Genomic DNA, 20,089 nt, shown 5'->3' with positions numbered 1-20,089 from the left:
ATAGCCGTCGTCATTCGATCTGGCGCGCTCCCCCGGCGTTCGGGCAAAGGACAAACAAGAACATTGGCCAACTCGGGGGTATGGTGGGCGCGAGTGCAGCGGGACTGTCGTCGTCCGCGTCTTTGCGCCGGGTAACCGGCCATTGAACAAGCTGCGGACGCTTCGATATGCTCGACATGTACTGGACCATTCCGGTCGCCCGCTGGTCGTATTGGTCGCCAGGCGCCGGTACGCCCACGCTGCCATTCATCGAGCCGATGGTCCGTCGTCGCTTGAGCGTTCTATCGAAAATGGCGCTTCACGTCGCTCACGAATGCGCGGCGGGGTTGAGCGCACTCCGTGTCGTCTTTGCCTCGCGGCATGGCGAGCTGCGCCGGACCACCGATATCCTCGATAGCATCGCTTCCAATCAGCCCGTTTCTCCGACGGCATTCAGTTTGTCCGTATTGAACGCGATGACGGGTGTTTTCGGTATTGCGCGCCGGGACGGCTCGGCTGCCACGGCGATGTCCGCGGGCGCGGAGACGCTCGGCTACGCTTTGCTCGAAGCGCATGCCCAATGGAGCGCCGATTCGTCGTCGCCGGTGTTGCTCGTCTACGCCGATGAGCCGGCCGATGCGCGTTTCGGCGCGGTCGACGATGAGGTCAGGGCGGGCGCCCTGGCCATTCTTCTCGATACATCGGCCACGGCACGGCTTCGCTGCCGCGTCGCCACATCGACGCCCGACGGGACGGCGCATGCGCTCGAGCAAGTCGAGGGGACCCGTTTCGCAGTGCAAAGCGATGCGGTCGTGCATGGGCTCAAAGCGTCAGGCCCGGCCGCGTGGGAGGGCTCGGGGCGCCGCTGGCAATGGGACGGGGAAGGCGCACGATGAAGCGTATTCGCCTGCAAATCGGCCAGGCATTGCGCCGATCTCCCGATTGGGCCGACACCGTCGAGGACACAACGGTCCCCGGCGAGACACCGGATGCGACAAGCGTCGAACGCAGTCTTGTCGACCGTTTCGGCTGGGGCTGGCGGCTCGTCGCGACGGCCGCCGCGTTCGTCGTATTCGGCATCTGCGGCGGATTGTTCTCGATCGTCTTGTTTCCCGCAGCCTGTCTATGGCCGCGTCGCGCTTCGAGGCAGCGCCTGGTCGCTACCACTATTCACTGGTTCTTTCGTGCGCTCGTTCGGGTACTGCGCGTGATCGGCGTCATGAAGCTCGACGTCACGGGGGCCGCGTTGCTGCGTGAGAAACAGCCGTTCATCGTCGTTGCCAATCACCCCACCTATCTCGACGTCGTCATGCTGTTGGCATTGACGCCGCGCGCCTGCTGCGTGGTGAAGCGCGCGCACTGGGGCAACCCCTGCCTCTGGGGGATCGTCCGGGCGGCCGAATACGTCAGCAATGCCGATCCGGCCGAGCTCGTCGAGGCCGGTTCGCGTCAGCTCGCGGCGGGCTACTCGATGATCGTCTTTCCCGAAGGCACGCGCAGCCCCGCGCGCGATCGACTGCATCCGTTTTCGCGCGGGTTCGCGCACATGGCGACGAAGAGCGGCACACCGATTCTTCCGGTTCTGATCGACTGCAACCCGCCCGCATTCGCGAAAGGCATGCGCTGGTACGACGTGCCGGCGCGCCCGTTCCACATGCGCATCGCGGTGCTCGAGCCGCTCGCGCCCGAACGACTGACGGAAGCCGCTACGCCGCCCTCGCTGGCCGCGCGCACGCTCACGCATTCGGTCGAGGCTGTCATTACCCAGCATCTTTTTACGTATGGATTCGTTAAAACTTGAAATCAAGCAGTTGTTGATCGACGCGCTCGACTTGACCGATATGAGCCCCGACGATATCGACGACGATGCGCCGCTCTTCGATACGAACGGAGTCGGTCTCGATTCGATCGACGCACTCGAGATCGGCATCGTGCTGCGCAAGCAGTATCGACTGACGATCGCGGCGAACGACGAGCGCACGCGCGAGTATTTCCGCACGATCAATACGCTTGCCGCGCTCGTCGAGAGCCAGCGCGCGCACGCGCAAACCAATAACGACACGGCAACCCAGGGGGACCCATCGTGACCGACGCAGAGATCCTCGAGCGCATTCGCGCCATCTTTCACGAGAACTTCGCGATCGAGCCCGAGCGAGTGATGCCTGAAACTCATCTGTTCGAAGAGCTCGATCTCGACAGCATCGACGCCGTCGATCTTGCGATCAAGCTGCAGGAAATGACGGGCCGGCGCATCAAGCCCGAAGAGTTCAAGGCGGTGCGAACAGTCGGCGACGTCATCGGCGCCGTCAAAACGCTCGTGGCTTCGGCCGATGCGTGAATTGCCGTCCGGCGCTCCGTCCGGCGCGAGCTGCACGAGCGGCGCGCTCGGTCAGTGTGCCCGTGCCGCGCTCGGCGTGGCGCTCAAGCTTGCCTATCCGATCGTGCTGCTCGCCGCCTGGCGCACGGGATCGGCCCGCTGGGCGGGGCTCGCCCTCTTCGCGCTGCTCTGGGTGCAGCGCTGGTTGGGGGCGGGCAGCCTCGCCCGTTTGCTCGCGCGGCTCAGCGCGCTCGAGTGGATCGTCGCGGGGGCGCTCAGTTGCGCGTCCGCCGCGATCGCGCTGACCGGCAGCGAACCGCTGCTGCGCTTTTATCCGGTTCTCGTCAATGCCGGCATGCTCGCGGTTTTCGGCGCGACCCTGGCCGGCGGCGGCCCATCGATGATCGAGAAGTTCGCGCGCATGCGCAAACCCGATCTCGGCGCGCGCGCCGTGCGCTATACGCGCGGCGTTACGCAGGTCTGGTGCGGTTTTTTCGCCGCCAATGGCGCGACGGCCGCCGCGCTCGCGTGGTATGGCTCCCGCGCTCAGTGGGCGCTCTATAACGGTGTCATCGCTTATGCGCTCATCGGCTTGCTGATCGTCGGCGAGATCGCGTGGCGGCGGATGTTCGTGCCGCATGACGATGGAAGGGAGATGGCATGATCGCCCTTCACGAGCTCCTGCTCGATCGTTGGGACGGCTCCGCACCGGTTTGTGCCGACGGCGCGGCGACGATCGACAGGTTCGCCTTCAAACGGCGCGTGCACGCGTATGCGCAGCGGTTCGGCTCGATGGCCGGCAATCGATACGCGCTATGCCTCGATGACCCCTTCGAATTCGCTTGCGCGCTCTTCGCCATCCTGGCGATGGGCAAGGAAGCAGTGATTCCGGCCAATGCGGCACCCGGCTATCTCGAGGCGCTGGGAAAAAACGCCTATGACGCGATACTGACCGACGCTGACGCCAGCGCCGTGAAACACGTGTGCGGGCCGATGGGCGTGCATGACGATTTTCCCGCGAGCGATCTCCGGATCGATCCTTTCGCGCCGTTGACGCTCTACACATCGGGCAGCAGCGGGGCGCCGAAGCCGGTCAGCAAGACGCTCGCGCAGTTCGACGCCGAGGTGCGCACGCTGGAAGCTCAATGGGGCCGGACAGTCGGCCAGGCGACGATGCTCGCCAGCGTGCCGCATCGGCACATTTACGGGCTGCTCTTTCGTTTGTTCTGGCCGCTTGCTTCGGGGCGGCCATTCGATCGCGCGACGTGCGCCGAGCCGCTCGAGTTGGCCAGGCGTCTCGCGCATTGCGGCGCAGGCGCCGTCGTTTCGAGCCCTGCGCAACTCGCGCGCTGGCCGGCGCTCCCGGGCTTCGGCGAGTTGATCCCCGCGCCGTGCTTATTCTTTTCTTCGGGCGCGCCGTTGGACGAAAAGACGGCACTCGCGTTCGCCCGGCGCTTCGGCATTGCTCCCGCGGAGATTTACGGCAGTACGGAGACCGGTGGAATCGCATGGCGTCAGCAGCATGTCTCATCGGCCTGGCAGCCGTTGCCGGGCGTGGAGGCCGCGTGCGACGACACCGATACAGCGCTCGTCGTGCGCTCGCCGCATCTCAGCCATGACGGCTGGCACCGTACCGACGATGCGGCGACCTTCGACGAAGACGGCCGTTTTCGCTTGCGCGGGCGGCTCGACCGGATCGTCAAACTCGACGGCAAACGCGTCGCGCTGCCCGAGATCGAAACGGCACTCGCCGCGCATTCCTATGTCGCCCAAGCCGCCGCCGTCGTCGTCTCGGGCGCGTCGCGCGAGCGGCTCGGCGTCCTCGTCTCGTTGACGGAAAAGGGTGCGGCCGCATTGCGAGACGGTGGGCGCGTCGATCTCATTCGCGCGCTGCGGACTCATCTGGCCCAGTACGTCGATGTCGTCGTGCTGCCACGCCGGTGGCGTTTTTGCACGTCGCTGCCGACCGACGCGCGCGGCAAGCTGCCCGCCGCGGCCGTCGCCGCGGCGTTCAGACCCAGGCCGACCGGCGTCGACGTGCTTGCGCAGCTCGGTGACGCCGGCGCTTGGCATTACGAGTTGCGCGTGCCGTCCACGCTCGTTCATTTCAGCGGCCACTTCCCCGGGCTGCCGATCTTGCCGGGCGTCGTCATGGTCGACTGGGCGATCGATCTGGCTTCCGATCATCTGGAAGGCGTGCGCGAAATCAAGTCCATTCATCGATTGAAATTCATGGCGCCGGTACCGCCGAACGCAACGCTGCGCCTGACCCTCGGGCATGACGCGGCGCGCGGGAGTGTCCGCTTTTCGTATCGGCTCGGCGAGCGCGAATGCGCATCGGGCGTCATCGATTACGGGGGGCGCCCATGAGCCTCCGCGTCTGCGCCGTCATCCCGATCTACAACCACAAGGAAGAAATCGGTGCGACCGTCGCACGGCTCGTGCCGCACGGCCTGCCGCTCATGATCGTCGACGACGGCAGCGATGCCGCGACGCAAGCCGTTCTTGCCGATCTCGAACGCTTCCATGCGCCGCTCGTCACCGTGCTGCGTCTGCCGCGGAACGGAGGGAAGGGCGCCGCGGTGATGGCCGGAGTCAAAGCGGCGCACGCCGCCGGCTTCACGCACGCATTGCAGATCGACAGCGATGGCCAGCACGACGCGGCCGACGTGCCAAAGTTCCTGCTGGCCGCGCGCGAGGCACCCGACGCCGTCGTGCTTGGCCGCCCCGTCTACGACGCAACCGTGCCGAAATCGCGTCTCTACGGGCGCTATTTGACGCATGTCTGGGTCTGGATCGAGACGTTGTCGTTCGAAATCCGCGATTCGATGTGCGGCTTCCGGCTCTATCCGCTGCAGGTGTTTTGCCGGCTGATCGACGAGGTCGCGTTGCCGACGCGCATGGACTTCGACATCGAGGTTCTGGTGCGGCTGTCGTGGCGAGGGGTGCGCTTTCGTTCGATCGCGACGCGTGTGACTTACGCGCAAGGCGGGCTCTCGCATTTCGACGTCGTTCGCGACAACATCCGCATCACGAAGAGCCATACGCGTCTCGTCGCCGGCATGCTGCTGCGCTTGCCGCTGCTCGTCGCGCGAAAGGTGTCGCGCCGCGCCGACACGCCGAACGCCGGCGGGCCGGCACGCTGGTGGCGGATTGCCGAGCGCGGCAGCCTCGTCGGCATGAAACTGCTCGCGTTGAGCTGCCGGCTGTTCGGCACGCGCGCGACGGGACTATGGCTGCATCCGATCGTCGCGTACTTCCTGCTGACCGGCCGTGCCGCGCGCGCCGAATCGCGGCGCTACTTCGCGCGGCTGCGGGAGGCTTCGCCTGACGCCAGTACGCCCCATCCCGGTTGGCTATCAGCCTATCGCCAGATGCTCGCATTCGCGCAAGCGGGGCTCGACAAGCTCGCCGCCTGGTCAGGCCGTATCGGTTCCGGCGCAGTGGCGTTCGACGACTCCGCGCCATTCGAGGCGCTCGTGGCGAGTGGGCGCGGCGCGCTCGTTATCGGCGCCCACCTCGGCAATCTCGAGATAACGCGAGCGCTTGCCGTGCGCGGCGCTCATGCGAAAGTGACGGCGGTCGTCTACACGGAGCATGCGCGGCGCTTCACGAGCGTGCTCGCGGGCGCGCACCGCGATTTCTCGCTGCGGCTCCTCGAGGTAGACGACTTCGGCCCCGCAACGGCCATGCTGATGCAGGCGCGCATCGACGCCGGCGAACTTCTCGTCATCGTCGGCGATCGGGTTCCCGCTCACGAGGCGGGACGCACCGTCGACGCACCGTTTCTCGGCGCCATCGCGCCGTTCGCGCAAGGGCCCTACGTGCTCGCGCATGCGCTCGGGTGTCCCGTCTATCTCTTCTTTTGCCTCAAGGAAGGCCGGCGCCACAGGCTCTACTTCGAGCCATTCGCCGAGCGGATCCAGTTGCCGCGTCGCGACAGGGCCGAGCATCTGGCGGCCTACGCACGACGCTATGCGGAGCGGCTCGAGCACTACTGCCGCAAGGCGCCGTTTCAATGGTTCAACTTTTTCGATTTCTGGGCGCGGCCCAACGGAGCACCGAATGGCCGAGCGTGATTTGGCTCAGGAAATACATCGCGACCGGACGGCGAGCGTCGTCGTCGGTGGTCGGCGCTTGACGATCGAGGAGGTCGACGCGGTCGCGAAGGGGCGCCGCGGTGTCGTCCTGAGCGACGATCCGCGCTGGCGCGAGCATATCGAGCGCGGCGCTGAATTTCTGCGGGCGCGGCTCGCGGCGGGGGCGACGGTCTATGGCGTCAACACCGGGTATGGCGACGCATGCGTCGTCGATGTGCCGCCCGAGCTGGTCGAGGCGTTGCCGCTGCAACTGACGCGCTATCACGGATGCGGGATGGGCCGGCATCTCGATGAGGGGGAGACGCTCGCGGTCGTCGTCGCGCGATTGAACTCGCTCGCATACGGGTACTCGGGGGTGCGCGGTGTCCTGCTCGAGCGGCTCGCCGATCTCGTCAATCTGCGCGTGCTGCCGCGGATTCCCGCAGAGGGATCGGTGGGCGCGAGCGGCGACTTGACGCCGCTCTCATACGTGGCCGCTGCGCTCGTCGGAGAGCGAGAGGTGACGTTCGAAGGGGCCGTTCATTCGGCGGCGGCCGTTTGGGCGCGGCTCGGCCGCGCGCCGCTCGTTCTTGCGCCGAAAGAAGGGCTCGCGTTGATGAATGGGACGGCCGTCATGACGGGACTCGCTTGCCTCGCGTTCGTGCGCGCCGCGCACCTTGCGCGCGTGGCGGCGCGCCTCACGGCGCTTGCGACCGTCGCGCTCGACGGACGGGCCGCGCATTTCGATCGGCTCATATTCGACGCTAAGCCGCACGCGGGTCAGGCGCTGGCCGCCGAGTGGATCCGGGACGATCTCGCGGGCCGCGACGATGCGCCGGGTCAGCGTCTTCAGGATCGTTATTCGATCCGTTGCGCGCCGCACGTGATCGGCGTCGCCTGCGATGCGCTCACCTGGATGCGCCGCGACATCGAGAACGAGCTCAACAGTGCCAACGACAATCCGCTGGTTGACCCTGAGCGCGAACGCGTGCTGCACGGCGGGAATTTCTATGGAGGCCATATCGCGTTCGCGATGGATGCGATGAAAACGGCTGTCGCGAACCTCGCCGATCTGATGGATCGGCAGCTTGCGCTGCTCGTCGACGAGAAGTTCAACAACGGCTTGCCGCGCAATCTCTCGGGGGCGTCGCCGGCGCGCCTGGCCATCAGCCACGGGTTCAAGGCCGTGCAGATCTCGTCTTCGGCATGGACGGCCGAAGCGCTGAAGCTGACGATGCCGGCCAGCGTTTTTTCGCGTTCGACGGAGTCGCACAACCAAGACAAAGTCAGCATGGGGACGATTGCCGCACGCGACTGCCTGCGCGTCATCGAGTTGACCGAGCAAGTCGCGGCGGCCCATGTGCTCGCCACGGTTCAGGCGGCGCGCCTGCGCATCGCCATGGAAGCCCGCGAGGACGTGTTGACCGCACCGTTGGCGGCGTTCGTCGAGGAGGTGGCGGCGGTTTCGCCGTTCGTCGATGAAGATCGTCCGCTCGAGCCCGACCTGCGCCGCTTGACCGCGAAGATGGCGGACGCGGCGCTCGTCGTTTGCACGAACGATTCGACGCACGGAGCGCGCTAGACGATGGAACGCAGCGATCGCATGATTACCGCCAGCGCGCGTGTCGAGGTGCCTTTTCATGACGTCGATGCCATGAACGTCTGCTGGCACGGCCATTATCTGAAGTACTTCGAGGTGGGGCGCGCCGCGCTTTTGCGCGCCTTCGACTACGACTATCCCGAGATGCAAGCGTCGGGTTTTCTCTGGCCGATCGTCGAGGCTCATCTGAAGTATGTGCGGCCCGCGACATACGGGCAGGTGTTGCAAGTCCGAACCGAGCTGCTCGAATACACGAACCGCTTGAAGATCGGCTACAGCATTGTCGATGAAGCTTCGGGGGAGCGGCTCACAAAAGGCTACACGGTTCAAGTCGCGATCTGCGCGGCGACGCGTGAATTGCAGTTCGAATCGCCGCCCGTCGTGTTCGAGAAGGTGGAGCGTCTATGGTCGCGCTGAAAGCGCTGCGAACGCTTCGGCGATGCTGGCCGAATTCGCGCTCGATGACGCTGAGCGCGGCATGCTTTTTCGCCCTCACGCATGCCTCCATCGCGGCGGCCGCATCGGCTTCGACGCCCGCTGGGGCGCAGGCCCCGGCGAGCCTTGCAGCTTCTCAAACGGGTGCCCGCGAGGCCGGTCTCGTGGCCGCCGTTGGCGCTCGTCTCGCGGAAAAGCCGGCCGTCCGGGCCCGCTTTCGTGAAACACAGACGCTCGCCGCGTTGAAGAGTCCGCTCGTCAGCACCGGCACGCTGCTCTTTGTGCGCGAGCGCGGCGTCATCTGGCGCATCGATACGCCCTATGCCGCGGCCTACGTCATCGGCGACGCGGGCGTGGCGAGGATCGGAGCCAACGGAGAACGGGCCGCGCAAGCTGGCCGCCCGCCCGCCGGCGTCGCGCAAGTGTCGCGGATGATGCGGGCCATGCTCGGCGGGGACTTGTCCGCGCTGTATGCTCAGTTCGATGTGAGAGCAGCGGGCACACCGGCGCAGTGGCGCATCGAGCTGACGCCGAACCAGCCGCAACTCGTTCAGGCCATCGACAGCCTGCAAATGGAGGGCGGCGAGTTCTTGCGCTCGCTCGTGATCCGATCGGCGAGCGGCGATATCACCCGCATCGATTTTGTCGACAGTGCCGTCGTCAGCGCCCCAGCGGCAGCTGACCTCGCGCTGTTTGGAGCACGCTGATGGATGGCGCGCGCCCGGCTAGGATCAGAGGCTTTGGCGGCGTCCGCATCGCCTGGCTCGCACTCGCCCTCGCAGCCGTCTTGTACTGCGAATGGCGGTTCGCCGGTCCGTCGCCGTTGCAAACCAACCTGCTCGCGCTCGTGCCTCGGACGGAGGCCGACCCGATCGCCGAACGGGCAGTCGACACGCTGGCATCGGCGATGGGCGACCGCACTGTATTCCTCGTGAGCAGCGGCGACGCGGACCGGGCGAAGACAGCGGCCAGGCAATTTTCCGCGACGCTTGCCGGAACGGGCGCGTTTCGCGGCATCGTGGCCGAATTGCCCCCGTTCGATGCAACGCAGGTTGCCCGCTTTTATTCGGCCTATCGATTCCGCCTGCTGACCGACGCGGATCGTCTCGCGCTCGCCGGCGACAATCCCGCTTTATCCTCGATGCTGGCCGCGCATCTCTACGATCCGCTGCGAGCGGGGTTCGCCACGCCGCTTGCCGTCGATCCGTTCGGCTGGCTCGGCCGATGGATCGCATCGCTGCCGCTTTCCGCCTCGAATCTCGTGCTGGAAGACGGCATGCTCGTTGCCCACCGCGCGGATGTGACGAGCGTGCTCGTCATGGCCGACCTGCCGGGGTCCGCTTATGAGCCTTCGGTGCAAGCTGCCGTGCGCGCTGCCGTCGCCGAAGGTGAAGCGAAGCTTCGCGCGTCCTATCCGGACGTGCGCATTCTGCGCGCCGGCGCGGTCTTCTATGCGGACGCGGGACGCCGAGCGTCCGAGCGGGACGTTCATCGAATCGGCATCGTGTCGATCTTCGGCATCGCGCTCTTGATGCTCTGGATCTTTCGGTCTCCTAAATTGATGTTGCTCGGGTTCGCGTCGACCGCACTGGGGATCGTCTGCGCGCTCGCCGCCACGATGCTTGTCTTCGGCGAAATCCACCTGCTGACGCTCGTTTTCGGTACGAGCCTCATCGGCGAGGCAGTGGACTACTCGATTCAGTACTTCGTGCTCTATCTGGGCGCCGGTAGCCAGTGGGATGCGCGGCAAGGTGCGCGCGCCGTGCGGCCGGCGCTCGCCATCGCGCTGGCAACAAGCTTGCTCGGCTACGCCGTGCTTGCGTGGATGCCGTTTCCCGCCTTGAAACAGATCGCATGCTTTGCGATGACGGGGATTGCGGTGGCATTCGGATCGGTACTCTCGTTGTTGCCGTCGTTTCTGCGGCAACCGCCGCGCCGTGTGCCGCGCCACCTCTTCGCAGGTGCGGCGCGGCTCGCGTCGGGCTGGCACGCCGCCATCGGCGGCTGGCGCGCGGGATTGCTCGCCGTCGTCGTCATGGCGGCCGCCGCACCCGGCTGGCTGCTCCTGACGGCGAACGACGACATTCACTTGCTCGTTCAGCGCGATCCGTTGCTCGTCAGCGAGGAGCAGCAAGTACGAGATGCAATCGGCATCGAGGACACGAGCCGCTTTTTCCTCGTCAAAGGCGTGACGCCCGAGCAGGTGCTCGAGCGCTGCGAGACGCTTTCCGCCGCGCTCGATGCACCGGTCGGCGAGAAACGGCTTGCGGGATGGCAGTCGGTCTCGCGGTTCGTACCGTCAGTGCGTCGGCAGGACGCCGACCGCGCGCTGCTGGCGAAGGCCGTCTTCGGCGAGCCGTCCGCGCTGCGTGCGACGCTCGTTCAGGCAGGCTTTCGCGAGGACATCGCCGAGCAATATAGCGACGCATTCGCGAAGAACGATGCACCGCTCAAGGTAGACCGTTGGCTCGCGCAGCCGTGGTCGCAACCGTATCGACATCTGTGGCTCGGCTCGACGGCCGGCGCCGGCCAGCCGGGCTACGCGGCCCTCGTGATGCCACTGGGCGCGGCACCGGACCAGCTGCCCGCGCTGGCCGAGCTGGCCAAGGGCCAGCCGGGCGTCGTCTTCGTCGACAAGGCGGCGAGCGTCTCGCGACTCTTTGGCGCCTATCGCGACGACTGCGGCATCTGGCTCGCGATTGCGCTCGCGTTCGTGTCGGTGCTGCTTGCCCTCAGGTACGGTCTCATCGGCGGACTTTCGGTGATGCTTCCGGTCGCGCTCGCCATCGGCGTAGCGCTTGCCGCGTTCGGCTATGCGCGCGTCCCGCTCACGCTTTTCAATTGGCTCGCGCTGATGCTCGTCCTCGGCGTCGGCCTCAACTACGCGGTCTTTCTGCGCGAGGGCTGCCTGCGCGAGCGCGCGGATCTGGGTGCGGTGTGGACCGGCGTTGCACTATCCGCCGCAACGACGTTGCTCTCGTTCGGCCTGCTCGCGGCGAGCTCGATGTCGGTCCTCAAGAGTTTCGGGGCGACCCTCGCGCTCGGCATCAGCGTGTCCGTGCTGCTCGCGCCGATCGGCATGCCGCCGATTCAGTTCGGAGCCCGTCGATGAAATCGCCTCTCGTCTACTTGCATGCCCTCGGCATGATCAACGCGCTCGGCGGCGATACGGACGCGATCGCTCGGGGCCTGGTTGCCGCTTGCGCGCCGGGCATGGGGGTCGCGGCATTCGGCGAGACGGGCGCGGCGTTCGTCGGACGCGTGACGGCGCCGCTCGATGTCGCTCCACCGCCGCACCTGCGACGCTACGACTGCCGCAACAACCGTCTGCTGCTTGCCGCGCTGGCCCAGATCGAGCCGGCGGTGGCGGCCGCATGCGAGCGCTACGGCGCTGGGCGCATCGGCGTCGTTCTGGGCACGAGCACATCAGGCATCGCCGCGGCCGAGGCGGCGCTTGCGGCAAACGCGCGCGACGACCGATGCGCGGCGGCTTTCGATTACGTTCAGCTCGAGATCGGCACCGCGGCGCCGTTCGCAGCGGCCGCGCTCGGCTTGCAAGGGCCGGCTTTCACGATCTCGACGGCGTGTACATCGAGCGCGAAAGCCATCGTCGCCGCGCGGCGATTGCTGCAACTGAACCTATGCGATGCGGTCGTGGCCGGCGGCGTCGATTCGCTGTGCGAGACGACGGTGCGCGGCTTTTCGGCGCTCGAATCGACGAGCTCATCCCGAATGAATCCGATGAGCGCCAATCGCTCAGGCATCAACGTGGGGGAGGCAGCCGCCGTGTTCCTCATGAGTCGGGAAGAAGGCCCCGCCGTGCTTGCCGGTGCGGGCGAATCGAGCGATGCCCATCATATTTCGGCCCCCGATCCGAGCGGAGCCGGGGGTGAGCGCGCGCTGCGCGCCGCGCTGGATGACGCGGGTGCGGTGCCCGAAGCGATCGGCTACGTGAATCTACACGCGACGGCGACACGCAAGAACGATGAAATGGAAGCACGGCTCATGGCGCGTGTGTTTCCAAACGGTGTTCCCGTGAGTGGGACGAAGCCGCTCACGGGCCACACACTCGGCGCGGCAGGGGCGACCGAGCTTGGCTTCGGCTGGCTCGTGCTCACGAACGAGGGGACTGTATTGCCGCGCCACCTCTGGGATGGCGTGCCCGACCCATCGCTGCCGGCGCTCGATCTCGTCGAAGATGCGCGGCGGCTCCAGCCGGGCCGCCTCGTGATGAGCAATTCTTTTGCATTCGGAGGCAGCAACGTGAGCCTCGTGCTTGGGCAGTCATAGATGAACGATGGTAATCAACCTTGCATGACGGAAGAAGCGCGTCATTTCGGAGTCACGGCGGCCTATCCGCCGATCGAGGAAATCCTTCCCCATCGCGGCACGATGCTGCTGCTCGAACGCGTTGTGGCTTTCGACGACACGGCACTCGTTGCGCAGGCGTGCGTCGACCGGACGGCCTGGTACGCCGATGCGGCGGGTGCCATGCCCGCGTGGATCGGCATCGAGTTGATGGCGCAGGCGATCGCGGCGCACGTCGGCATGGCCGCGCTGCGAGCCGGCGGTCGTGCAAGGCCCGGCGTTCTGCTCGGATCGAGCCGTTACGAGGCGCATCGGAGCGCCTTTGCGGCCGGCTCTCGATTGCGCGTCGAGGCGAAGGAGCTGTTGCGCAGCGAGCAAGGGCACGGGGCTTACGAATGCGCGATCGACGCCGAAGGAGAGCGCGTGGCGCAAGCGGTCATCAAGGTGTTCCAGCCGAGCGATTTTCAGTCATTCATCGAAGGGAGCTTTGCCTCATGAGCAACCGGCGTGTACTCGTCACCGGTGCAAGTCGCGGTATCGGCCGCGCGATTGCGAATCGATTGGCGGCGGACGGTTTTGCCGTCGGCGTTCACTGCAAAAGCGCCAGAGCCGAGGCGCAAGCGGTCGTCGACGCCATTGCCGGCAATGGGGGCCGTGCGCATCTGCTGCAGTTCGACGTGCGCGATCGCGAGGCCTGCCGGGCCGAGCTCGAAGCGGACGTCGCGCGCGAGGGCGCTTACTACGGCATCGTGCTTTGCGCGGGACTGACGCGCGACGCCGCGTTTCCGGCGCTGACCGGCGACGATTGGGATGCGGTCGTCGATACGGGTCTCGATGGGTTCTTCAACGTCGTGCATCCGCTGACGATGCCGATGGTGCGGGCGAAGGCGGGCGGACGGATCGTGACGATCGCATCGGTCTCGGGCGTGATGGGCAATCGCGGCCAAGTGAACTACAGCGCGGCCAAGGCCGGGCTCATCGGCGCGACGAAGGCGCTCGCGGTCGAGCTGGCATCGCGCCGCATCACTGTCAACTGCGTCGCCCCGGGTTTGATCGACACCGAGATGCTTGCCGATGTCGAGCATCTCGACGAAGCGCTGCGTATGGTCCCGATGGGGCGCGTCGGCAAGCCGGAGGAAGTGGCGGCCGTGGCGAGCTTTCTGATGTCCGATGCGGCGTCGTATGTGACGCGTCAGGTCATCGGCGTAAATGGCGGGATCATCTGATGAAGCGCGTCGTGGTGACTGGAATGGGCGGCGTGACCGCGTTCGGCTCGCGCTGGGACGAGATCGAAGCCGCATTGCGCGGCGGGCGCAACGCCGTTCGTCGCATGCCCGAATGGGACTATTTCTCCGCGCTGCATTCGCGGCTTGCGTGCCCGCTGCCTCCATTCGAGCTGCCTGCGCACTATCCACGCAAGAAGACGCGCTCGATGGGGCTGGTCTCGATGTATGCCGTTCGCGCGAGCGAGTTCGCGCTCGCCGATGCGGGCCTGGCCGGTGACGCGTCGATTGCCGACGGGCGCATGGGCGTCGCATACGGTTCTTCGTCGGGCTCGGTACAGCCGATTCGCGCGTTCGGCGCGATGCTCGAGACCGGCTCGATGACGGACGTGACATCGAATAGCTACGTGCAGATGATGCCGCATACGACCGCCGTCAACGTCGGCCTGTTCTGGGACCTCAAGGGAAGGGTCATACCGACGTCCTCGGCCTGCGCGTCGGGAAGCCAGGCGATCGGCTACGCCTATGAGGCCATCGCGACGGGCAAGCAAGCGTTGATGCTCGCGGGCGGTGCGGAAGAGCTCTCAGGGCCGGCCGTCGCGGTGTTCGATACGCTCTACGCGACGAGCACGCGCAACGATGAGCCTCATTTGACGCCGCGGCCGTTCGACGTTGCGCGCGACGGGCTCGTCGTCGGCGAAGGGGCGGCGACGCTCGTGCTCGAAGAACTCGAGCATGCACGCGCGCGTGGCGCGCGCATCCATGCCGAGGTCGTCGGCTTCGGCTGCAATTCCGATGGGGCGCACATGACCCAGCCGACCGCCGCCACGATGGCGCACGCGATGCGGCTCGCCCTTGCCGACGCGACGCTGCCCGCCACGGCGATCGGCTACGTGAACGCGCACGGCACGTCCACCGATCGCGGCGACGTGGCCGAAAGTGCGGCGACGGCCGAAATCTTTGGCGACGGCATGCCGATCAGCTCGCTCAAGAGCTATGTCGGTCATACGCTCGGTGCATGCGGCGCGCTCGAGGCGTGGTGGACGATCGAGATGATGAAGCGCAATTGGTACGCACCGACGCTGAATCTCGACGAGGTCGATCCGGCTTGTGCGCCGCTCGACTACATCCGGGGCGCCGGACGCGAGATCGATGCCGAATATGTCATGAGCAACAACTTCGCGTTCGGCGGCATCAACACGTCGCTCGTTTTTCGGCGGGTCCAATGAGCGGTATGGGCGAGCGGGTGGTCGTGACGGGCATGGGGATCGTCTCGTGCCTGGGCAATACCCTCGACGATGTGGCTCACGCGCTGCACGCCGGCCGTTCCGGGATCGTCGCCATCGACGCATGGCGAGAACGCGGCTTTGGCAGCCAGGTGGCCGGCCGGGCCACCGTGGCGGGGGAACCCGCGTTCACGCGCAAGCTCGAGCGTTTCATGGGCGACACCGCGCGCTTTGCCTGTCACGCGGCACGCAAGGCAATCGAAGATGCTGAGCTGCCCGCCGCGTCGCTTCGCTCGCCGCATGCAGGCGCCGTGATCGGTTCGGGCAGCGGCGCGCTCTCCTCGTACGACGCCGCGCTCGCGATCGTCGCCGCGCGCGGGATCGAAAAGGCCCCACCGTTCACGGTGCCGCAGGCGATGAGCAGCACCGTGTCGGCGAACGTCGCTCACGCATTCGGGCTCGAGGGCATCGTCTATTCGCCGTCCTCGGCTTGTACGACATCGGCGCTCGCGATCGGCCAGGCGATGCAGCTGATTCAGACGGGCCGACAGCAAATCGTGCTCGCGGGAGGCAGCGAAGAGCTGCATGACAACTACACGCTGATGTTCGACGCGATGGGCGCGCTTTCGCGCCGCTTCAACGACGATCCGCGGCGCGCGTCCCGGCCCTACGATGCCGAGCGCGACGGCTTCGTGATTGCGTCCGGCGCCGGCGTACTCGTACTCGAATCACTGACGCACGCGCGGGCGCGTCGGGCGCGCATCTATGCCGAGCTGACCGGTTTTGGCCAATCGACGGAAGCGATCACGATGGTTGCACCCGGCCCGGCCGGCATTGCGCGGGCCGTGCGGCAGGCACTCGCCGAAGCGGGCGGCGCGCCTGACTATGTGAACACGCACGCGCCGTCGACCCCGCTGGGCGACGCCGAAGAGCTGGGCGCATTGACCGCCGTATTCGGTGAAGCGCTGCCACCGTTCTCGTCGACGAAAGCCTTGAGCGGTCATCCGCTCGCCGCGGCGGGCGTGCACGAGGCGATTTACACGCTGTTGATGATGCGCGACGGTTTCATTGCCGGCAGTCCGGGCATCGAAAACCTCGATGCGTGCGCGGCCGGGAAGCCGCTCGTGCGCGAATCGCGGGCCGCGCGGATCCGCACGGCGATGTCGATTTCATTCGGGTTCGGCGGCAGTTGCGCGAGCCTCATTTTCGGCGCTTGTGGGTAGGCGCGCGCACGGTGCGGCGCGCGTCGGGGCACGGACGGTTCGACCGCGGCTCAGCCGATCTTGCGGGCCGCCACGTTCACGAGCGTTTCGCGGCGCTTGCCGGGCTGGGGCCGGTGCAGCCCGAGCCGCTCCAGGAGGCCGAAGTCCGTTGCCCGGCTCCACCAGAGATAGGGCAGCGAAACGTTGTTCGGTCCGAAGGCGAAGCCTCCGTCGCGCAGCAGCCCGAGGTAACCGTCGGCGCTCTTTTGCACATGCATCGGATGGCGAAAGAGCAGCCGAATCACCCACGACTTGATGTAGACCTCGGTCGATTCGGCGAAGAGCAACAGCCCGCCGTTCTTGAGCACGCGATGGAACTCCGCGAGCGCGCGCTCCTGTTCGACGAGATGATGAAACGTTTGATGGCAGAAAACGATGTCCGCACTGGCGTCCGCAAGCGGCAACGCGGCGCAGTCGCCGTGCTGCAACTCGACGCTGGTCGTGAGTTCGCTTGCTGCTCGGGCGGCGAGCTCGAGCGAAGGCTGGTGGAAATCGACGCCGACGATGCGGCTTGGCGCGAAGGCATGTTCGAGCAGCTTGAACGACAGACCTTGGCCGCAGCCGACGTCGACGATCATAGGTGCTTGGGGTAGCGGCCCGTCGATGAGGTGCGTCAGATCGTCGATGGCAACGCGGAGCACGTGATGCTGCCACGTGTGCGTGCGGAGGAACCATGTGCCGAACGCTGTTTCCGGCACGAACGCGACGGCCCGGCGCGGCGTGTGGATGGAAGAGGATGACACGTTCGTTTTTCCCCTTAGGCGATTTGTCGTTGTTGATGCGGCAATTGTAATGGCAATGAAGCCGCGTAACGCGGCATGTCGGGTGGCTTTATCGAAGACGGCATGGATTTACAACAAAATTGACCAATGAAGAGAACGAGATGACTAGAGTTTCGCTGAATGATGTCGAAGTAGACGTGGCCGTGATCGGGGCGGGCCCCGCCGGTGCGGTTGCCGCTGCCCTGGTCGCGCGAGCGGGCCGCTCGGTGCGGGTGCTCGAGCGCGAACAGTTCCCTCGCTTTTCGATCGGCGAAAGCCTGCTGCCGCAAAGCATGGCTTATCTGGAAGAGGCGGGCATGCTGCAGTCCGTCGTGCAGGCCGGGTTTCAGTACAAGAACGGCGCGTACTTCGTCTGCGGCGACAAGTCGTCGGCGTACGATTTCCGCGACAAGCACACGCATGGATGGGGCACGACCTATCAGGTCGAGCGCGCGGCTTTCGACGACCTGCTGATTCGTCGCGCGGCCGAGCAAGGGGCCGATGTGCGCTTCCGTCACGTCGTCCGATCGATGCGCACGGGCGCCGAACCCGAGCTCGACGTCGCCGACGAAACGGGCGAGCACTATGTGGTCCGAGCGCGCTACGTGCTCGATGCGAGCGGATTCGGCCGCGTCCTGCCGCGCCTGCTCGGGCTCGAAAGGCCCACGCGCATGCCGGCGCGCGCGGCGCTCTTTTCGCACGTGCACGATGCGCTGCCGGCGGGGAGTACCGATCGCGACAAGATCTGCGTGGCGGTCCATCCTCGGCATCGCGACGTCTGGTATTGGATGATTCCGCTCGCCCAGGGCCGCACGTCGGTTGGCTGTGTCGCCGAAGCGGCGTTCCTCGACGTGCCCGAGGCGGCCCGCGAAGCGAAGCTGCGCGAACTGATGCGCGAAGAGCCAACGATCGCCGCGTTGATCGGCGACGCGCCTTTCCTGATGCCGGTACGGCAGATTGCCGGCTATGCCGCGAACGTCGATCGGCTGCATGGCCCGGGCTATGCGTTGCTCGGCAACGCAGGCGAGTTTCTCGACCCGGTGTTTTCGTCGGGCGTGACGATCGCGCTGCGATCCGCCCATTTGGCGGTGCAGGTGCTGCTGCGTCAATTGGGCGGCGAGAGCGTCGACTGGATGACCGAGTATGACGTGCCGCTGCGCAAGGGCATCGACACGTTCCGTGCATTCGTCGAGCGCTGGTACACGGGCGAACTGCAGGACATCATCTTCGCGCCGAATCAGGCGCCCGAGATTCGTCGCATGATCAGCGCGGTGCTCGCGGGGTATGCGTGGGATGAGACGAACCCGTATGTTGCCGATCCGGCACGGCGGCTGAACACCCTGCACGAGATTTGCACGGCGACTTGAAGCTTGGGGCCGAGCGCGAGCCGGGCACGCGGGCGGGGCGCGTGCCGTGAAATCCGGCGCTAGCCGCGACTCGGTGCGGTGACAGTGCCAAGCGGCCGCTCTTCGTCGCGCCGATGAACGCACGATCCGGCGGCGTAGGTCTCGTAGACCGCCCGATCGTCGCCCAGTAGCGCGAATGCGAAAAGCCATTCCTCGAGCGATTCCGCGCGCGCCGTGCGGCGCGCGATCAGCGGCGTCGCCTCGGGGTCGAGCACGACGAAGTCGGCTTCCGCTCGCGGTGCGAGCGTGCCGATCGTAGCCCCCAGATCGAGGGCTTGCGCGGCACCCGCCGTCGCGAGCCAGAACATGCGCGTAGCCGTCAGATGATGGCCCGTCATGCGGGCGACCTTGTGCGCTTCGTTCATCGTTTGCAGCATCGAAAACGAGGTGCCGCCGCCGACGTCGGTGCCGAGCGCGACCGGCATCCTGCTCGCGTCGGCCTTCGCCATATCGAAGAGTCCGCTGCCAAGAAAGAGGTTCGACGTAGGGCAGTGCGAGGCGACGGCGCCCGCTTCGGCCATTCGTAGGCGATCGTTCTCGTCGAAGTGAATGCAGTGCCCGTAAATGGCACGGCGGCGCAGCAATCCGCGGCGATCGTAGACGTCGAGATAGCTGCGGTGCCCGGGGAAGAGCTCGGCGACCCACTTCACTTCGTCGACGTTTTCCGCGACATGCGTCTGGATGAACACGTCGGCGTGCTCACGCGCGAGCGCGCCGCACGCTTCGAGCTGCTCCAGCGTCGAAGTCGGCGCGAAGCGCGGCGTGAGCGCGTACAGTTGCCGTCCGCGGCCATGCCAGCGCGCGATGAGTTCAGCGCTATCGTCGTAGCCCGATTGCGCCGTATCGCGGAGGAAGTCGGGACAGTTGCGGTCCATCAGCACCTTCCCCGCGATCATGCGCAGATTTCGTGCTTCGCTTGCCGCAAAAAGCGCGTCGGCCGATTGCTTGTGTACCGTGCAGTAGACGAGCGCCGTCGTCGTCCCGCATGCAAGCAGCTGATCGAGAAAGAAGTTCGCCGTCTCTTCGGCATGGGCGAGCTCGGCAAAGCGGCGCTCGGTCGGGAACGTGTAGCTTTCGAGCCATGGCAAGAGCCCCGGCGCCGGCGAGGCGATCATGTCCGTCTGCGGGTAATGCAGATGCGTATCGATGAAGCCCGGCACGATCATCTTGCCGCGCAAGTCGCGAACTTCCGTTGCCGGCGTCAATTGCGCCGCAAGCGAGCCATATGCACCGCGCGCCACCACGTGTCCATCCTCGACGATGAGCAGACCATCGTCCTCGAAATCGACTGCGTCGTCCGCGTGCGCGGGATCGCCCCTGAACGAAAGCAGCTTCGCCCGATAGGCGATGCGTTGCGTGATGCGGTTGCCTTTGTCACTCATGATTTCGAATCTCTTCTCATAACGCGATGCCGCTGCTCGGCTGTCCGATGGCATGCTTGCGGGGCGCGCTGCGCAGCCGCAGGCAGCGCGTCGACATGCACTGGAGTGCGG

The 20,089-nt window shown here is 66.3% G+C and carries 19 protein-coding genes; 17 read left to right on the top strand and 2 right to left on the bottom strand.

Annotated features, from left to right (window positions below; all coding sequences use genetic code 11):
• Positions 1-167 precede the first annotated feature (167 nt).
• The 16 genes from C9I57_RS11745 to C9I57_RS11670 are packed head-to-tail and all read left to right on the top strand — an operon-like array spanning position 168 to position 16,390.
• On the top strand, positions 168-875 hold the full coding sequence (locus tag C9I57_RS11745; protein WP_107150840.1) for a beta-ketoacyl synthase chain length factor: 708 nt from the start codon (positions 168-170) through the stop codon (positions 873-875).
• Positions 872-1,780, top strand: coding sequence for a lysophospholipid acyltransferase family protein (locus C9I57_RS11740; protein ID WP_107150839.1), 909 nt, complete (start codon positions 872-874; stop codon positions 1,778-1,780). The genes C9I57_RS11745 and C9I57_RS11740 overlap by 4 nt, the downstream gene beginning before the upstream one ends.
• On the top strand, positions 1,761-2,066 hold the full coding sequence (locus tag C9I57_RS11735) for a phosphopantetheine-binding protein (RefSeq protein WP_107150838.1): 306 nt from the start codon (positions 1,761-1,763) through the stop codon (positions 2,064-2,066). Before C9I57_RS11740 ends, C9I57_RS11735 begins: the two co-directional genes overlap by 20 nt.
• Positions 2,063-2,317 (top strand): acyl carrier protein, encoded by a 255-nt coding sequence (locus C9I57_RS11730; RefSeq protein ID WP_107150837.1) that lies wholly within the window; start codon positions 2,063-2,065, stop codon positions 2,315-2,317. The genes C9I57_RS11735 and C9I57_RS11730 overlap by 4 nt, the downstream gene beginning before the upstream one ends.
• Positions 2,310-2,960, top strand: a complete 651-nt coding sequence (locus C9I57_RS11725; RefSeq protein ID WP_107150836.1) for a hypothetical protein — start codon at positions 2,310-2,312, stop codon at positions 2,958-2,960. Before C9I57_RS11730 ends, C9I57_RS11725 begins: the two co-directional genes overlap by 8 nt.
• The gene (locus tag C9I57_RS11720) at positions 2,957-4,666 is read left to right on the top strand and encodes an AMP-binding protein (protein ID WP_107150835.1); all 1,710 of its coding nucleotides are present in this window, start codon (positions 2,957-2,959) and stop codon (positions 4,664-4,666) included. Before C9I57_RS11725 ends, C9I57_RS11720 begins: the two co-directional genes overlap by 4 nt.
• Positions 4,663-6,375, top strand: a complete 1,713-nt coding sequence (locus C9I57_RS11715; protein WP_107150834.1) for a glycosyltransferase family 2 protein — start codon at positions 4,663-4,665, stop codon at positions 6,373-6,375. Before C9I57_RS11720 ends, C9I57_RS11715 begins: the two co-directional genes overlap by 4 nt.
• Positions 6,362-7,957: an HAL/PAL/TAL family ammonia-lyase gene (locus C9I57_RS11710; RefSeq protein WP_107150833.1), complete on the top strand. Its 1,596-nt coding sequence runs from the start codon at positions 6,362-6,364 to the stop codon at positions 7,955-7,957. Before C9I57_RS11715 ends, C9I57_RS11710 begins: the two co-directional genes overlap by 14 nt.
• A gap of 3 nt (positions 7,958-7,960) precedes the next feature.
• Entirely contained in the window at positions 7,961-8,392 is a 432-nt protein-coding gene (locus tag C9I57_RS11705; RefSeq protein ID WP_107150832.1) for an acyl-CoA thioesterase, read from the top strand.
• Positions 8,380-9,117: a LolA family protein gene (locus C9I57_RS11700; protein WP_258187601.1), complete on the top strand. Its 738-nt coding sequence runs from the start codon at positions 8,380-8,382 to the stop codon at positions 9,115-9,117. The genes C9I57_RS11705 and C9I57_RS11700 overlap by 13 nt, the downstream gene beginning before the upstream one ends.
• Positions 9,117-11,522, top strand: a complete 2,406-nt coding sequence (locus C9I57_RS11695) for an MMPL family transporter (protein WP_107150831.1) — start codon at positions 9,117-9,119, stop codon at positions 11,520-11,522. The genes C9I57_RS11700 and C9I57_RS11695 overlap by 1 nt, the downstream gene beginning before the upstream one ends.
• Positions 11,519-12,700, top strand: coding sequence for a beta-ketoacyl-[acyl-carrier-protein] synthase family protein (locus C9I57_RS11690; protein WP_107150830.1), 1,182 nt, complete (start codon positions 11,519-11,521; stop codon positions 12,698-12,700). The genes C9I57_RS11695 and C9I57_RS11690 overlap by 4 nt, the downstream gene beginning before the upstream one ends.
• A 24-nt stretch (positions 12,701-12,724) precedes the next feature.
• Positions 12,725-13,216 carry a hotdog family protein gene (locus tag C9I57_RS11685; protein ID WP_107150829.1) on the top strand — a complete coding sequence of 164 codons (492 nt, stop codon included), beginning with the start codon at positions 12,725-12,727 and terminating at the stop codon, positions 13,214-13,216.
• Positions 13,213-13,944, top strand: a complete 732-nt coding sequence (locus tag C9I57_RS11680; RefSeq protein WP_107150828.1) for a 3-ketoacyl-ACP reductase FabG2 — start codon at positions 13,213-13,215, stop codon at positions 13,942-13,944. The genes C9I57_RS11685 and C9I57_RS11680 overlap by 4 nt, the downstream gene beginning before the upstream one ends.
• Positions 13,944-15,170: a beta-ketoacyl-ACP synthase gene (locus C9I57_RS11675; protein ID WP_107150827.1), complete on the top strand. Its 1,227-nt coding sequence runs from the start codon at positions 13,944-13,946 to the stop codon at positions 15,168-15,170. The genes C9I57_RS11680 and C9I57_RS11675 overlap by 1 nt, the downstream gene beginning before the upstream one ends.
• A complete protein-coding gene (locus C9I57_RS11670) occupies positions 15,167-16,390 on the top strand; it encodes a beta-ketoacyl-[acyl-carrier-protein] synthase family protein (RefSeq protein WP_107150826.1) in 1,224 nt (407 codons plus the stop codon). The genes C9I57_RS11675 and C9I57_RS11670 overlap by 4 nt, the downstream gene beginning before the upstream one ends.
• 50 nt (positions 16,391-16,440) lie before the next feature.
• On the opposite strand, the gene C9I57_RS11665 is transcribed toward C9I57_RS11670, so the two are convergent.
• Positions 16,441-17,172 carry a class I SAM-dependent methyltransferase gene (locus tag C9I57_RS11665; RefSeq protein WP_258187600.1) on the bottom strand — a complete coding sequence of 244 codons (732 nt, stop codon included), beginning with the start codon at positions 17,170-17,172 and terminating at the stop codon, positions 16,441-16,443.
• 140 nt (positions 17,173-17,312) lie between these two features.
• Between C9I57_RS11665 and C9I57_RS11660 the strand changes: the two genes are divergently transcribed.
• On the top strand, positions 17,313-18,557 hold the full coding sequence (locus C9I57_RS11660) for an NAD(P)/FAD-dependent oxidoreductase (protein ID WP_107151061.1): 1,245 nt from the start codon (positions 17,313-17,315) through the stop codon (positions 18,555-18,557).
• Between the two features lie 59 nt (positions 18,558-18,616).
• On the opposite strand, the gene guaD is transcribed toward C9I57_RS11660, so the two are convergent.
• Positions 18,617-19,978 (bottom strand): guanine deaminase, encoded by a 1,362-nt coding sequence (gene guaD, locus C9I57_RS11655; protein WP_107150825.1) that lies wholly within the window; start codon positions 19,976-19,978, stop codon positions 18,617-18,619.
• Positions 19,979-20,089: the final 111 nt, after the last annotated feature.

The organism is Trinickia symbiotica, assembly GCF_003028655.1.
Taxonomy (GTDB): Bacteria; Pseudomonadota; Gammaproteobacteria; order Burkholderiales; family Burkholderiaceae; genus Trinickia; species Trinickia symbiotica_A.
Note: the sequence above shows the minus strand (reverse complement) of the source record. Positions and strands in the feature narration are given on the sequence as shown.